We start from the raw sequence: 14,867 nt of genomic DNA, 5'->3' as shown, positions 1-14,867 counted from the left end.
GGGACACAGTGCGGAGCGCCGAAGGAGGTCAGATGCGGCGGAGGCGGATGCGTTGGATGGAGTGGTTGGCGCCTTTGTGGAGGACCAGGTCGGCTCGGCCTCTGGTGGGGGCGATGTTCTCGACGAGGTTGCGCTCGTTGATGTCGCGCCAGACGTTCCTGGCGAAGTCGGTCGCCTCCTCCTCCGACAGGTCGGCGAGGTATTTGAAGTAGGACTTGGGGTCCTCGAAGGCCGTGCGCCGGAGCTTGTGGAAGCGGTCCACGTACCAGTCGCGGACGTGCTCGACCTTGGCGTCCACGTAGATGGAGAAGTCGAAGTAGTCGTTGATCGCGAGGGCGGCGGGCGGGGCGGGCTGGAGGACGTTGAGGCCCTCGACGATGAGGATGTCGGGGCGGCGCACGGTCTGGGTCGCGCCGGGCACGATGTCGTACTCCAGGTGGCTGTAGACCGGGGCCGTCACCTCCGGCAGGCCCGCCTTGACGTCGGCGACGAACCTGACCAGGGCCCGCCGGTCGTAGCTCTCGGGAAAACCCTTCCTGTGCATGATGTCCCTGGCGGTGAGGGTCTCGTTCGGGAACAGGAAGCTGTCGGTGGTGATCAGGTCCACCCGCGGGTGCTCGGGCCAGCGGGCCAGCAGGGTGTGCAGCAGCCTGGCCGTGGTCGACTTGCCGACCGCGACGCTCCCGGCGATGCCCAGGACGTACGGGGCCGTCCGCTGCCCGCCGCCGAGGAAGGTGTTGAGCGCCGCGCTGCGCTGCCTGGCGCCGGTGAAGTGGAGGTTGAGCAGCCGGGTGAGCGGCAGGTAGATGTCGGTGACCTCGGCCAGGTCGATCGGATCGTCGACGCCGCGCAGCTCCTCCAGTTCGTCCTCGGTGAGCGTGAGGGGCGTGTTCTTGCGGAGTTCGCTCCACTGAGCCCGGCTGAGCTGCACGTACGGTGTCGCGGTGTCCAAACCGTTGGCCATGTTCAGAGAGCCTACTGATCCGCCGGGGGCGGGTTCCTGGCGGGTGTTGGTCGGCTGGGAAGCGGCTCCTGGCCGGTGCTGGTCCGTCGGGGAGTGGGTTTGCGGTGGGTGTTGGTCCGTCGGGGCCCCGCTTCCGGTGGGTGTTGGTCTGTCGGGGGCGGGTTCCCGGTGGGTGTTGGTCCGTCGAGAACGGGTTCCGGGCGGGATTCTTGGTCTGTCCTGGGGGTTCTCCATAGACGCTGCGGACGATCTCTCAGGGAGGGGGTATGACAATGTGCGGAATAGTGGGATATACCGGACAGCGGCAGGCGATCGAGGTCGCGGTCGAGGGGCTCGGCCGGCTGGAGTACCGGGGGTACGACTCGGCGGGGATCGCCCTGGTCGGGGCGGACGGCCTGGTCGTGGAGAAGCGGGCGGGAAAGCTGGCCAACCTGCGCGCGGCTCTGGTCTCGCGGCCCGTGCCGCAGGCCGCGGCGACCACGGGGATCGGGCACACCCGGTGGGCCACCCACGGGGCCCCCACCGACCGCAACGCCCATCCGCACACCGACTGCGACGGGCGGATCGCGGTCATCCACAACGGGATCATCGAGAACTTCGCCGCGCTCAGGACCGAGCTGGAGAACGCGGGGCACCGGATCGTCTCCGAGACCGACACGGAGGTGGTGGCGCACCTGCTGGAGCAGTTCGCCGCCGGGGGCCTCATGGAGGCGATGCGCCGGGTCTGCCTGCGGCTGGAGGGGGCGTTCACCCTGCTCGCGGTCTCGGCCGACGAGCCCGACGTGGTGGTGGGGGCGCGGCGCAACTCGCCGCTGGTCGTCGGGAGGGGCGAGGGGGAGAACTTCCTCGGCTCGGACGTGGCGGCCTTCATCGCGTACACGCGCGAGGCGGTGGAGCTCGGCCAGGACCAGGTGGTCGAGCTGCGTCCCTCGAAGATCACGGTCGTCGACTTCCAGGGGCTCCCGGCCGAGACGCGTGACTACCACGTCGACTGGGACGCCTCCGCCGCCGAGAAGGACGGCTACGACCACTTCATGCTCAAGGAGATCGCCGAGCAGCCCCGGGTCCTCGCCGACACGCTGCTCGGCAGGATCGGCCCCGACGGCAGGCTGGTGCTGGACGAGATGCGGCTGTCGGACCAGGAGCTGCGCGACATCAACAAGATCATTCTGGTCGCCTGCGGGACCTCGTACCACGCCGGGCTCATCGCGAAGTACGCCATCGAGCACTGGGCCCAGCTGCCCTGCGAGGTCGAGGTGGCGAGCGAGTTCCGCTACCGCGACCCGATCCTCACCCGCGACACGCTGGTGATCGTGATCAGCCAGTCGGGCGAGACGATGGACACCCTCATGGCGGTACGGCACGCGCGTGGGCAGCGGTCGCGGGTGCTGGCGGTCTGCAACGTGAACGGCTCCACGATCTCCCGCGAGTCCGACGCCGTCCTCTACACGCACGCCGGTCCCGAGGTCGCGGTGGCCTCCACCAAGGCGTTCCTCACCCAGCTGGTGGCGTGCTATCTGGTGGCGCTCTATCTCGCCCAGGTCAGGGGGACGAAGTTCGGCGACGAGATCACCCAGATCGTCGACCGGCTGGCGGAGACGCCGTCCAAGGTGAGCGAGGTCCTCTCGACCGTCGAGCCGGTGCGCGCGCTGGCCAGGTCGCTGGCCGACGAGCGGTGCGTGCTCTTCCTGGGGCGGCACGTGGGCTTCCCCGTCGCGCTGGAGGGGGCGCTGAAGCTCAAGGAGCTGGCGTACATGCACGCCGAGGGCTTCGCGGCGGGGGAGCTGAAGCACGGCCCGATCGCGCTGATCGACAGGGGGCTCCCCGTCGTGGTCGTCGTCCCCTCGCCGTCCGGCCAGCGGGTGATCCATGACAAGATCGTGTCCAACATCCAGGAGATCCGGGCCCGGGGGGCCAGGACCCTCGTCATCGCCGAGGAGGGGGACCTCACGGTCGGGCGGTACGCCGACACGCTGATCCACATCCCGGCCATGCCGACCCTGCTGCAGCCGCTGGTCGCCACGGTGCCGCTCCAGGTCTTCGCCTGTGAGCTGGCCACGGCCAAGGGGCACGACGTCGACCAGCCCCGCAACCTCGCCAAGTCGGTCACGGTGGAGTAAGCCCTCCCCGGGAGTTCTCCACAGCCTGTGGATAAAGTCTATGGATTAATCACAACCACAAGTGGGTATGGAGGCTGCCCGCCCTCGTGCCCGATTAATTGTCTATATATGCCATATGGCGGTTTACTGGGGCGGATTAACGTGGCGTGAATCCACCGGACCCAAGGGAGCCGCAAGATGGATCGTCGTCGTTTCCTCGCCCGAGGCGGTGCGCTGGCCGCCCTGGGGGTGGCCGGCCCGTTCGCCGGTGTCGCACGGGCGGGAGCGAACGGGGAGATCCTCCCGGGAGCCGGATACGGGCCGCTGAAGCCCGCCAAGGACGAGCGGGACGGCGTGGTGCGGCTCCACCTGCCCGACGGCTTCCACTACAGGTCCTTCAGCTCGGCCGGTGACAAGTACGGCGACGGATCCGCCGTCCCCTCCCGGCACGACGGCATGGCCGCCTTCCGCGGCCCCTCAGGCACCGCGATCCTGGTGCGCAACCACGAGGTCAACGGCCCGGTCGGCGCGTTCGGCGACCCGGCCAGGGCCTACGACCCGGCGGCGGGCGGCGGCACCTCGACCCTGCGGGTCACCCGCTACGGCAAGGTGCTCAAGTCCGCGCCCAGCCTGACCGGCACCCAGATGAACTGCTCCGGCGGCCCGATGCCCTGGGGCGCCTGGGTGAGCTGCGAGGAGACCGTCAACGGGCCGGACGTGGGCAACGACTTCAGCGGCCAGGACAACGGAAAGCTCACCCAGAAGCACGGTTACATCTTCGAGGTCCCGATCGACGGCAGGGCGAGGGGGCCGATCAGGAGCGCCGGGCGGTTCGCCCACGAGTCGGCCGCGTTCGACGGGTTCACCGGCGCGATCTACCTCACCGAGGACAACTTCGGCTTCGCCTCCGGCTTCTACCGCTACCTGCCCCCGAAGAACCCGCTGACGGCCGGCCGCATCCTCGACGGCGGCAAACTCCAGATGCTGGCCGTACGGGGCGCCCCGGGCAAGGACCTCTCGCTCGGCCAGCCCAAGGGGGCCTCGTACGCGACCACCTGGGTGGACATCGACGACCCCGATCCCGCCTTCATCGGCACCCCCGCCAACGACGTCGCCGTCCAGGCCGTCGGCAACCAGGGCAGGGCCAAGGGGGCGGCGCTCTTCTCCCGGCTGGAGGGCGCGATCAACCACCACGGCACGATCTACTTCGTCTCCACCCAGGGCGGCGCGACCGCGTCCGGCGACACCCCGCCCAGCGGCTTCGGCAAGGGACGCGGCCAGGTGTGGGCGTACGAGACGTGGAGCGGGCGGCTCAGGCTCGTCTACGAGTCGCCGGGCTCGGTCACCCTCGACCTGCCCGACAACGTCACCGCGAGCCCCCGGGGTACCCTGGTCCTCTGCGAGGACGGCTCGGGCGACAACTACCTGCGCGGCCTCACCCGCAAGGGGGAGATCTTCGACTTCTCCCGCCTGGTCCCCGTCGACGGCGACTCCGGCGCCGAGTTCGCCGGATCGACCTTCGGCCCCGGCGGCCACACCCTCTACGTCAACGTCCAGTCGTCCAAGGGGACGAGCTTCGCCATCTGGGGCCCCTGGCAGCGCGGCGGCTTCTGACCTCCCGTCCCCTCTGGCCTGGCTAGCCTGGGAGGGTGATCGTTGGTATCGGCGTCGACGTCGTGGACGTGGCCAGGTTCGAGGCGACGCTGGCGCGGACGCCCGCGCTGCGGGGGCGCCTGTTCACCGAGGGGGAGAGCACGCTGGCCCCGAGGTCCCTGGCCGCCAGGTTCGCGGCCAAGGAGGCCGTCGCCAAGGCCCTGGGCGCCCCTCCCGGGTTGCGGCACCTGGACGCCGAGGTGATCAGCGGGGAGCACGGACGCCCCGAGCTGCGGGTGACCGGCCGGGTGGCGGACGTCGCCAGGGCCCTGGGCGTGACCCGGTGGCACGTCTCCCTCACCCATGACGGGGGCGTCGCCATCGCCTACGTGATCGCCGAGGGATAGATTCGGTGGAATGCGGACCGCGTACACCTCCGATCAGATCAGGGCGGCCGAGGCGGCACTGATGGCGACGCTGCCCGAGGGCGCCCTGATGCAGCGGGCGGCCACCGGGCTCGCGGTGGTCTGCGCCAGGATGCTCGGCGGCGTGTACGGCTCCCGCGTCGTGCTGCTCGTCGGCGGCGGTGACAACGGCGGCGACGCCCTCTACGCCGGGGCCCGTCTGGCGGCCAGGGGAGCCAGGGTCGACGCGCTCCTCGCCGGGACGCGCGTCCACGCGGCGGGCCTGGAGGCCCTGCGCCGCGCGGGCGGCCGGGCGACCGGCCTGCGCCCCGACCCGAACTCCGGCCACGGCCCCGCGGAGGACCCGGCGGGAGCGCGCGTCCGCGCCCTGCTCGACGCGGCGGACCTGATCGTGGACGGGATGCTCGGGATCGGTGGGGCCGGGGCGCTCAGGGAGCCGTACGCGACCCTCGCGAGGCTCGCGAACGACGCGCCCGGCGAGGTCCTCGCGGTGGACGTGCCGAGTGGTGTGGACGCGAGCAGCGGCCGGACGGAGGGCCCGGCGGTCGTCGCGGACGCCACCGTCACGTTCGGGGCGTGGAAGACCGGGCTGCTCGTCGATCCCGGCTCCGGGCACGCGGGCCGTGCGGAACTCGTCGACATCGGCCTCGGCCCCCACCTGCCCGACCCCGACACGGCCGCGCCGACGGCCGCCGACGTGGCCGCGATGCTGCCCAGGCCCGGCGCCTCCTCCGACAAGTACCGCCGGGGCGTCGTCGGGATCGCGGCAGGCAGCGAGCGCTACACCGGCGCCGCGGTGCTGGCCGTGGGCGGGGCGCTGCGGGCCGGGGTGGGCATGGTCCGCTACGCGGGGGTCGCGGAACCGGTGGCCCAGGTGCGGGCCCGCTGGCCCGAGGCAGTGATCACCACGCTCGCCCCCGGCGAGGGGATCGAGGAGGTGGGCCGCGTCCAGGCGTGGGTGCTCGGCCCCGGCCTCGGCACCGGCGACGAGGCGCGCGCCATCGCCCGCTCGGTGCTGTCGAGCGCGGTCCCCGTGCTCGTCGACGCCGACGCGCTCACCCTGGTGGCCCAGGACAGGTCGCTGCTCCGCCGCGCCGCGCCGGTCCTGATCACCCCGCACGCGGGCGAGCTCTCCCGCCTGATCGACGTGCCGAGGGCGCGGATCGAGGCGCGGCGCCTGGAGAACGTACGGCGGGCGGCGGCGGAGCTGGGCGTGACCGTGCTGCTCAAGGGCTCGACCACGCTGGTCGCCGAGGACGAGCGGCCGGTCAGGATCAACCCCACCGGAAGCCCCTGGCTCGCGACCGGCGGCACCGGCGACGTGCTGGCCGGTCTGGCGGGCGCGCTGCTGGCCGCCGGGCTGAGCGGGTACGACGCGGCCTCCTGTGCCGCCTACCTGCACGGGATCGCCGGTAGGGAAGGCCCTCTCACCGCCACCGGCGTCGCCGAGGCCCTGCCGGAGGTGGTGCGCTCCCTGGTCGACGGATCCCGGCACACCTTCCCACCTGCCAAACTGGGGGCATGAGTTTCCCGATGACTCCCGCCGAGGCACGGGTGGACCTCTCGGCGATTCGCGAGAATCTGGCGCTGCTGGCGAGCCACGCCCCCGGCGCCGAGATGATGGTCGCGGTCAAGGCCGACGCCTACGGGCACGGGCTGGTTCCCGTCGCGCGCGCCTGCCTGGAGGCCGGGGCGACACGGCTGGGCACCGCCTACGTCCGCGAGGCCCTGGAGTTGCGGGCCGCAGGGATCACCGCGCCGATCCTGGCGTGGATCATCCCCCCGGGCGAGCCGCTGGAGCGGGCCGTCGGCTACGACGTCGAGCTGTCGGCGGGCTCTGTCGCCAGGATCGACGCGATCGCCGACGCCGCCGCGAGGACCGGCGGGACGGCCAGGGTGCACCTCAAGGCCGACACCGGCATGTCGCGCGGCGGCGCGACGGGGGCGGACTGGTCGGCCCTGGTCGACCGGGCGCTGCGGCACCGGGCCGAGGGCACGGTCGAGATCGTCGGGCTCTGGTCCCACTTCGCCTGCGCCGACATCCCGGGAGACCCGTCCGTCGCGGCCCAGATCGCCGCGTTCGACGAGGCGTTGCTCATCGCGGAGAAGGCGGGCGCGGGGGGCTCCCACGTGATCAGGCACATCGCCAACTCGGCGGCCATCCTGACCCTGCCGCGAGCGCGCTACGACCTGGTCCGCCCGGGGATCGCGACCTTCGGGCTGAGTCCCGTGCCCCGGCTCGGAGACTTCGGGCTGCGTCCCGCGATGACGCTCGCCGCGCGGATCGCGCTGGTCAAACGGGTGCCCGCCGGATCGGGCGTGTCGTATGGACACCTGTACGTCACGGATCGGGAGACGACGCTTGGCCTCGTCCCCCTCGGGTATGCGGACGGGGTCCTGCGGCACGCCACCAACCTGGCGGAGGTTCTGGCCGGTGGCCGCAGGCGGCGGATCGCGGGCAGGGTCTGCATGGACCAGTTCATGATCGATGTGGGAGACGATCCGCTGGCGGAGGGTGACGAGGTGATCCTGTTCGGTGACGGATCGCGAGGTGAGCCCACCGCTCAGGAGTGGGCGGATTCCCTCGGCACGATCACGCATGAGATCGTGACCAGGATCGGTTCGCGGGTCCCGCGCGTTTACCGATGAGAGGCAGCTCAGGGGGTCGCATGAGTAGTACCAGACGGCGCAGGGTCGGCATCGCGGGCACGATCGTCGGTGTGGCGTCGGCGGGAGTGGCCGCCGGGGCCCTCGCCAAGCGGTACGCCGTCGGGCGCATCAGGCTCCGCCCGGACCTGGAGGCGAGCGAGCCGCTCGGAGAGCTGCGCGGCCGCCCCACCACGGTCACCACCTCCGACGGCGTTCCCCTGTACGCCGAGGTCGACGGCCCGGAGGAGGCCCCGCTGACCGTGGTGTTCTGCCACGGCTACACGCTCAACCTCGACTCCTGGCACTACCAGCGGCGCGACCTGGGCGGCACGCACCGCCTGGTCCTGTGGGACCAGCGCTCCCACGGGCGCTCGCCGCGCATCCCGATGAAGGACTGCTCGATCGACCGGCTCGGCGACGACCTGGCCGAGGTCATCGAGGCGCTGGTGCCCGGCCCGTGCGTGCTCGTCGGCCACTCCATGGGCGGTATGACGATCATGGCGCTCGCCGACCGGCACCCGGAGCTGTTCGGCGACAAGATCAGGGGCGTCGCGCTGATCTCCACCTCCACCGGCAAGCTCGGCGAGATCTCCCTGGGTCTGCCCGCGCTGCTGTCGAAGGCGGTGCACAAGGCCACGCCGGGCACGGTGTCGATCCTGCGGCGCGGTGGCGCACTCGTCGACAAGAGCCGCCAGGTCGGCAACGACGTGGCCTTCCTCGCCCTGCGCCACCTGGGTTTCGGCGATTCCAAGAACGTGAGCCCCACGGTCGTCGACTTCGCCGAGTCGATGATCCGCTCCACCCCCTTCGAGGTGATCGCCGAGTTCTACCCGGCGCTGATGTCGCACGACAAGCTGAGCGCGCTGGGCGTCCTGGACCGCGTCCCGACCGCCATCATGGTCGGCGACAAGGACTGGCTCACGCCCGTCGAGCACAGCAGGGCGATGGCGGCGGCGCTGCCCACTGCCCGGTTCACCGAGGTTCCGGAAAGTTCGCACCTGGTCCAGCTGGAGCGTCCTACCGTGGTCAACGAGGCCCTGCACGACCTGCTCAAGCGGGCGGACGCGGGCGACGCCGACCAGTGAGCCGGGGCACGCGTACGGCGCGGGGTGAGGTCGAAACAGTCGAGAGGTATCGAACAGGAGTGACGAAGCGGTGAGAATCGTGGCGACCGCCGAGGAGATGCGGGAGCTGGGCGAGGAGCTGGCGGCGCTGTTGCGCCCGGGAGACCTGGCGGTGCTGACGGGCCCGCTCGGCGCGGGCAAGACGACCCTGGTGCAGGGGATCGCCGAGGGGCTCAAGGTGCGCGGCCCGATCACCTCGCCGACCTTCGTCATCGCCCGGGTGCACCCCTCGCTCTCGGGAGGCCCGGCACTGGTCCACGCCGACGCCTACCGCCTCGGGGGCGATCTGGAGGTCGACGACCTGGACCTGGACGCCTCGCTGGAGGAGTCGGTGACGGTCGTGGAGTGGGGCGAGGGCCTGGTGGAGGGGCTCGCCGACGACCGGCTGGAGATCCTCATCGGCAGGAGCGCCTCCGGTGAGCCCGGCGAGGAGCGGACCGTCACCCTCCGGGGAGTCGGACCGCGTTGGCACGGGGTCCTCTGATGTGCCTACGAAGACGGGAAAATCCTGGCACGCTGGCACTACTCCCCATTGGTCTAGATCGTCAGGCGTGATGATCGACTCTGGCGGGTTTGCCCATGTTTAATGGGGAACAGGTGGGAAATCGTGCCGGGCGAGGGTCGTCGGCCGGAGGGCGAAGTGGAGTTCGACGGTGCCAAGCGTCAAGCGTGTCGCGGTTCTGGGAGCTATCGTCCTTTTCGGACTGGTCGGGTGCTCGGCGGGCGCCGAATCGGCCAACCCGTCGGGCACACCCACCCCAACCCCGCCTGATTCCGGCATCAGCCGGCAGGACATCGAGGTCCAGCTCCAGCCGGCCCGCGCCAGGGCCGGGCAGAAGGTGTGGATCCTGGCCAACTGCCCGATCCCGCAGGGCGGTCCCGAGCATCGCGGCACCGCGTCCTCCCGGATCTTCCGCACCCCGGTGACCCTCGACCCGATCCTCGCGACGCCCACGCCCGACCCCGCCTCGACCGCGACCCCGGCGCCGCGCCCGTGGGTCCGCGGTCAGGCCACCGTCGCCGAGGGCGCCGCCACCGGGGTCCACGAGGTCAACGCCAGGTGTGAGGGGACCAACGACACCGGCAAGGCCAACCTCAGGATCGTGGCCGACACCGAGCCGAGCTCCACTCCCACCTCCAGGCCGACCAGGACGATCATCAGCACCGAGGCGCCGGGTACGGGCGGCGGCGGCACCGCCGCCGGAGGCCCCAACGACTCGGGCGCTCCGATCGGCACGACGGGCGTCCTGCTCGCCGCCGCCCTGGCCGGTGGCATCGGCATCGCGATCGTGCGTCGCCGCCGTTCGTAGTTCCCGATGGCCGATTCCACCCGCTGGTCCAGGATCGTCCTGGCCGGAGTCATCACCGGTGCCGTCATGGTCGCGTTCGGCAACAGGGGCGGCGACGTCGAGAAGGAGAAGGCGCCCGCCCGCGCCTCGATCGCGCCCAGCCGCATCGACATCCCGTCCCTGGGGATCAAGGCGCCCCTGATGAAGCTCGGCGTGACGGACGGCCGGGTCGACCTGCCGCCGTACGAGAAGCCGAACGTCGCGGGCTGGGTCAAGGACAGCGCGGTCCCCGGCGACGAGGGGTCCGCGGTGATCCTCGGACACGTGGACACCAAGACGGCGCCCGCGGTCTTCTACAAGCTCAAGGACATGCGGGAGGGACAGGTCATCAAGGTCGTGCGCAGCGACGGCAAAATCGCCCAGTACCGGGTGGACACGGTCGAGCAGATCAGCAAGAACCGGTTCCCGGCCGACAAGGTCTATCTGGAGGATGGCCTCCGGCTGATCACCTGCGGCGGGGCCTTCGACTGGGACAGCAACGAGTACCGTGACAACCTCATCGTCTACGCCACCCTGGTCAAGACCTGAGCTCCGCTCACCCATCCTGGCGCGGCCCAGCTCTGGATCGCGCCGGGGTATGGCGCCTGAGCCCTCGCGGGACGGGATAGGCTAACTGTTCGTGCTGGTCCTGGCCTTTGACACCGCCACCCCCGCCGTCACCGCAGCTCTGCACGACGGTGAGAGGGTCCTCGCCGAGTCGACGACGATTGACGCGCGCCGCCACGGTGAGCTGCTCGTGCCCACGATCGAGACGGTCCTGCGGGAGGCCGGAGCCTCGCTCCGCGACGTCACCGCCGTCGTCGCGGGGTCGGGACCCGGCCCCTACACCGGCCTCCGGGTCGGCCTGGTGACCGCCCAGGCCCTCGCGACGACGCTGGGCGTCCCGGCGTACGGCGTGTGCACCCTCGACGCGCTCGCGTACGGCAGCGGGCTGGCCGGGCCGTTCCTGGTGGCCACCGACGCCCGGCGCAAGGAGGTGTTCTGGGCCCACTACGGGGACCCGCACACCCGGCTGTCGGGTCCCGCGGTGGACAGGCCCCAGGATCTGCCCGGGGAGCTCCCGCTGGTCGGCGCGGGCGCGCGGATGTACGCCGAGGTCGTCGGCGCCTCCCGGCTGCCGGACGCGCCGGAGTATCCCCACGCGGGCGCGATGGCGGCGCTCGCCGCCGGGTGGCTGGGTGAGCCGGGCGTCCGCGAGGCCGTGGAGAGCGGTGCCCATCCCGTGCTCGGCCCGCCCCGCCCGATCTACCTGCGCCGCCCCGACGCCACGGTGCCCTCGGCGCCCAAGAAGGTCTCCACATGACCGCCGTGCTGCGCCAGATGACCGCCGACGACCTGCCCGCGGTCATGGAGGTCGAGCGCAAGACCTTTCCCGCCGACGCCTGGAGCGAGGGCATGCTCCGCGGCGAGCTCAACGACCAGCCGAGGACCAGGCACTACGTGGTGGCCCTGGTCGACGGCGTGATCGTCGGCTACGCGGGCCTCGCTGCGGCGGGGGACCAGGCAGACGTGCAGACCATCGCCGTCCTGACCGAGTGGCGCGGGAGCGGGGTCGGCGGCGCCATGCTGACCGAGCTGCTGGCCGAGGCCGCCCGCAGGGGCGCCGGGTCGGTCTTCCTGGAGGTGCGCGCCGACAACCTGGGCGCGCAGGCCGTCTACGACAGGTTCGGGTTCGAGCGGATCGGCCTGCGCCGCCGCTACTACGAGGACGGCACTGACGCGATCATGATGAGGAAGGATCTCCATGCGTGACGAACCGGTGGTCCTGGGCATCGAGACCTCCTGCGACGAGACGGGGATCGGCATCGTCAGGGGGCACACGATGCTGGCCAACGCCATCGCCTCCAGCGTCGAGCAGCACGCCCGCTTCGGCGGGGTGGTGCCCGAGGTCGCCTCCAGGGCGCACCTGGAGGCGATGACCCCGACCGTGGAGCGGGCACTGGAGCGGGCGGGCCTGCGTCTCGCCGACGTCGACGCGATCGCGGTCACCGCCGGGCCCGGCCTGTCCGGCGCACTGCTCGTCGGCGTCGCCGCCGCCAAGGCGTACTCGCTGGGCCTGGGCGTGCCGCTGTACGGCGTCAACCACCTGGCCGCCCACGTCGCGGTGGACCAATTGGAGCACGGGGCCCTGCCCAAGCCCTGCATCGCGATGCTGGTCTCCGGCGGGCACTCGTCGCTGCTGCTGGTGCCCGACGTCGCCAGGGAGGTCATCTCGCTGGGGTCCACGGTGGACGACGCCGCGGGCGAGGCGTTCGACAAGGTGGCCAGGGTGCTCGGCCTGCCCTTCCCCGGCGGGCCGCACATCGACAGGGTGGCCCGTGACGGCTCCGGCGCGGCCATCGCGTTCCCGCGCGGCAAGTACGACGACGGGACGCTCGACTTCTCCTTCTCCGGCCTGAAGACCGCCGTGGCCCGGTGGGTGGAGGCCAGGGAGAAGGCGGGGGAGTCGATCCACGTGCCCGACGTGGCGGCATCGTTCCAGGAGGCCGTTGTCGACGTGCTGACCCGCAAGGCGCTGCGCGCCTGCGCCGAGCACGGCGTCCAGGACCTGCTGATCGGTGGCGGGGTGGCGGCCAACTCCCGGCTGCGGGCGATGGCCCAGGAGCGCTGTGACGCGGCCGGGGTCCGGTTGCGGGTTCCCAGCCCCGTGCTGTGCACGGACAACGGCGCCATGGTGGCGGCCCTGGGGTCGGACCTGGTGGCGGCCGGTGTGGCGCCCTCGCGGCCGGACATCCCCGCCGACTCCTCGATGCCCGTCACCACCGTCAACGTCTGACGGGCCCTTGTCCGGGGCGCGTCTCCGCGGGTGCCCGCCGGCCGTCGCGCCCCCGTCGGGCGGCGGCTGTGCGGGCTCCTCCCGGCGGCCTCCTTCGGGGGGCCTCCTTCGGGCTTCCCCTGGGCTCTTCGGGCTTCCCCTAGGCGGAGTGCAGGGCCAGCACCGGGTAGTCGGTGTAGCCGCGGTGGTCGCCGCCGAAGGCCGAGGCGAAGTCGGCCTGGTTGAGCTCGGCGCCGAGGCGCAGGCGGACCGGCAGGTCGGGGTTGGCCAGGAACGACTGGCCCAGTGAGACCAGGTCGGCGCCGCGCTCCAGCGACCGCGCGATCCTCGTCGCCGGGTCGGCGACGGAGGGGTCGTTGACGATGAGGGCGTTCGGCCAGGACTTGCGGATCTCCTGGTTGAGGTCGTCGGAGGGACCCGTCACCAGGTGCAGGTAGGCCAGGTCGAGCCCGGCGAGCTCGGAGACCAGCGCCGGGTAGACCTCGTGCCGGTCCTCCTCGACCAGGTCGCCCGCGCCGACGCCGGGCGAGAGCCGGATGCCGACCTTGGAGGCGCCGATCCGGTCCGCGACCGCCCGCGCGGTCTCCACGGCGAAGCGGATCCTGTTCTCCACCGAACCGCCGAAGTAGTCCTCGCGCAGGTTGGCGTTCTGCGACAGGAACTGCTGGATGAGGTAGCCGTTGGCGCCGTGCAGCTCGATCCCCTCGAAGCCCGCGTCCACGGCGCGCGCGGCGGCGTCGGCGAAGTCCTGGATGGTCGACTCCACCTGGGCGGTCGTCAGCTCGCGCGGGGTCCGGTAGTCCTGCAGGCCGGAGGGCGTGAAGATCTGGCCCGCCGGTCGTACGGCGGACGGCCCGATGGGCAGCGCGCCGGTGTTGTCGGGGTGACCGATCCGGCCGGAGTGCATGATCTGGGCGAAGATCCTGCCGCCCGCCGCGTGGACGGCGTCGGTGACCTCGCGCCACCCGGCCACCTGCTCGTCGGTGTGCAGCCCCGGGGTGTTCATGTAGCCCTGTCCGGCCTGGCTGGGCTGCACCCCCTCGGTGACGATCAGGCCCGCCGAGGCCCGCTGGGCGTAGTAGAGGGCGGTCAGCGACGAGGGGATCCCGTCGACATAGGACCGCGAGCGTGTCATGGGCGCCATCACCAGGCGGTTGGGCAACTGGAGACCGGCGAGCGTGAACGGTGAGAACGGCATGGTGACTCCCTTTATTGGCTGGCCAACTTGGCTAGCCAATAAGTAGTTCTACAACTTGGTCGGCCAACATGCAAGCGGGTAGTCTCGGGGGGAGAACGGAAGGACCTGACCATGGCGGAGCCGCTGATCGACGAAGAGTGCGACGCGACCGAGGCGTGCCCCGCGCCCCAAGGAGGCGCCGCGGACGATGAGACGGTCAAGGGCTGCGTCGAGTACGGCAGCGGCCTCAACTGTCTGATGACCTACGCGACTCGCGGCCACCGTGTGCTGCTCGCCAGCCTCCTCGGGGAGATCGACCTCTACCCGGGCCAGGAGCGCGTGATGGGCGCCCTGTGGGACAACGGCCCCCAGTCGCAGAACGCCCTGGCGAAGATCGTCGGCATCGACGTGTCCACCATGACCAAGACCCTGCAGCGCCTGGAGCGCAGCGGATTCGTCAGCCGCAGGCCCGACCCCGCCAACCGGCGGATCAGCATCGTCGACATCACGCCCAGGGGACACGCGCTCCGCCCCGAGGTGGACCGGGTCCTCGCCGAGATGCACCACCGGATGACCCAGGGGCTGACGGCCGCGCAGACCGACGAGCTGTCGTCCCTGCTCACCGTGGTCAGGGACAACCTGTGCCGCGAGGCGCGGGTCGTCGAAGGCCCGGAGGCCCACCCGGTGGGCGCCGCGCGCGTTAGCTGAACG

Annotated in this window: 15 protein-coding genes; 13 read left to right on the top strand and 2 right to left on the bottom strand. The window is 71.7% G+C overall.

Annotated elements, in window-relative coordinates; translation table 11 throughout:
- Positions 1–28: 28 nt before the first annotated feature.
- Positions 29–964, bottom strand: coding sequence for a type I pantothenate kinase (gene coaA, locus ABD817_RS00525; protein ID WP_344913688.1), 936 nt, complete (start codon positions 962–964; stop codon positions 29–31).
- Positions 965–1,230: 266 nt separating this feature from the next.
- Here coaA and glmS point away from each other — a divergent pair, with 266 nt between their 5' ends.
- From glmS to tsaD, 12 genes are all read left to right on the top strand, one after another.
- Entirely contained in the window at positions 1,231–3,084 is a 1,854-nt protein-coding gene (gene glmS / locus ABD817_RS00520; protein WP_425583213.1) for a glutamine--fructose-6-phosphate transaminase (isomerizing), read from the top strand.
- A gap of 177 nt (positions 3,085–3,261) precedes the next feature.
- Positions 3,262–4,677, top strand: a complete 1,416-nt coding sequence (locus ABD817_RS00515; RefSeq protein ID WP_344913685.1) for a PhoX family protein — start codon at positions 3,262–3,264, stop codon at positions 4,675–4,677.
- 35 nt (positions 4,678–4,712) lie between these two features.
- Complete coding sequence (locus ABD817_RS00510) at positions 4,713–5,063, top strand: holo-ACP synthase (protein ID WP_344913682.1); 351 nt, start codon at positions 4,713–4,715, stop codon at positions 5,061–5,063.
- Positions 5,064–5,073: 10 nt separating this feature from the next.
- Positions 5,074–6,606, top strand: a complete 1,533-nt coding sequence (locus ABD817_RS00505) for an NAD(P)H-hydrate dehydratase (RefSeq protein WP_344913679.1) — start codon at positions 5,074–5,076, stop codon at positions 6,604–6,606.
- Entirely contained in the window at positions 6,603–7,730 is a 1,128-nt protein-coding gene (alr, locus tag ABD817_RS00500) for an alanine racemase (RefSeq protein ID WP_344913677.1), read from the top strand. Before ABD817_RS00505 ends, alr begins: the two co-directional genes overlap by 4 nt.
- Positions 7,731–7,750: 20 nt before the next feature.
- Positions 7,751–8,815 (top strand): alpha/beta fold hydrolase, encoded by a 1,065-nt coding sequence (locus ABD817_RS00495; RefSeq protein WP_344913674.1) that lies wholly within the window; start codon positions 7,751–7,753, stop codon positions 8,813–8,815.
- A 70-nt stretch (positions 8,816–8,885) separates the two neighbouring features.
- Entirely contained in the window at positions 8,886–9,338 is a 453-nt protein-coding gene (tsaE, locus tag ABD817_RS00490) for a tRNA (adenosine(37)-N6)-threonylcarbamoyltransferase complex ATPase subunit type 1 TsaE (RefSeq protein WP_425583212.1), read from the top strand.
- A gap of 169 nt (positions 9,339–9,507) precedes the next feature.
- Positions 9,508–10,164 (top strand): hypothetical protein, encoded by a 657-nt coding sequence (locus tag ABD817_RS00485; protein WP_344913671.1) that lies wholly within the window; start codon positions 9,508–9,510, stop codon positions 10,162–10,164.
- A 6-nt stretch (positions 10,165–10,170) separates the two neighbouring features.
- Positions 10,171–10,731 (top strand): class F sortase, encoded by a 561-nt coding sequence (locus ABD817_RS00480; protein WP_344913668.1) that lies wholly within the window; start codon positions 10,171–10,173, stop codon positions 10,729–10,731.
- A gap of 91 nt (positions 10,732–10,822) precedes the next feature.
- A complete protein-coding gene (gene tsaB, locus ABD817_RS00475) occupies positions 10,823–11,506 on the top strand; it encodes a tRNA (adenosine(37)-N6)-threonylcarbamoyltransferase complex dimerization subunit type 1 TsaB (protein WP_344913665.1) in 684 nt (227 codons plus the stop codon).
- Positions 11,503–11,955 (top strand): ribosomal protein S18-alanine N-acetyltransferase, encoded by a 453-nt coding sequence (gene rimI, locus ABD817_RS00470; protein ID WP_344913662.1) that lies wholly within the window; start codon positions 11,503–11,505, stop codon positions 11,953–11,955. Before tsaB ends, rimI begins: the two co-directional genes overlap by 4 nt.
- Entirely contained in the window at positions 11,948–12,979 is a 1,032-nt protein-coding gene (gene tsaD, locus ABD817_RS00465; RefSeq protein ID WP_344913660.1) for a tRNA (adenosine(37)-N6)-threonylcarbamoyltransferase complex transferase subunit TsaD, read from the top strand. Before rimI ends, tsaD begins: the two co-directional genes overlap by 8 nt.
- A gap of 139 nt (positions 12,980–13,118) precedes the next feature.
- Here the strand turns inward: tsaD and ABD817_RS00460 are convergent, their stop codons facing one another.
- The gene (locus ABD817_RS00460) at positions 13,119–14,177 is read right to left on the bottom strand and encodes an alkene reductase (RefSeq protein ID WP_344913658.1); all 1,059 of its coding nucleotides are present in this window, start codon (positions 14,175–14,177) and stop codon (positions 13,119–13,121) included.
- 111 nt (positions 14,178–14,288) lie between these two features.
- On the opposite strand from ABD817_RS00460, the gene ABD817_RS00455 reads away from it, so the two are divergent.
- Positions 14,289–14,864 (top strand): MarR family winged helix-turn-helix transcriptional regulator, encoded by a 576-nt coding sequence (locus ABD817_RS00455; protein WP_344913655.1) that lies wholly within the window; start codon positions 14,289–14,291, stop codon positions 14,862–14,864.
- The last annotated feature ends 3 nt before the right edge of the window (positions 14,865–14,867 follow it).

It is taken from the genome of Streptosporangium oxazolinicum (assembly GCF_039537505.1).
Taxonomy (GTDB): Bacteria; Actinomycetota; Actinomycetes; order Streptosporangiales; family Streptosporangiaceae; genus Streptosporangium; species Streptosporangium oxazolinicum.
The sequence above is the reverse complement of the archived record's forward strand: the minus strand, read 5'-3'. Positions and strand labels throughout refer to the sequence as shown.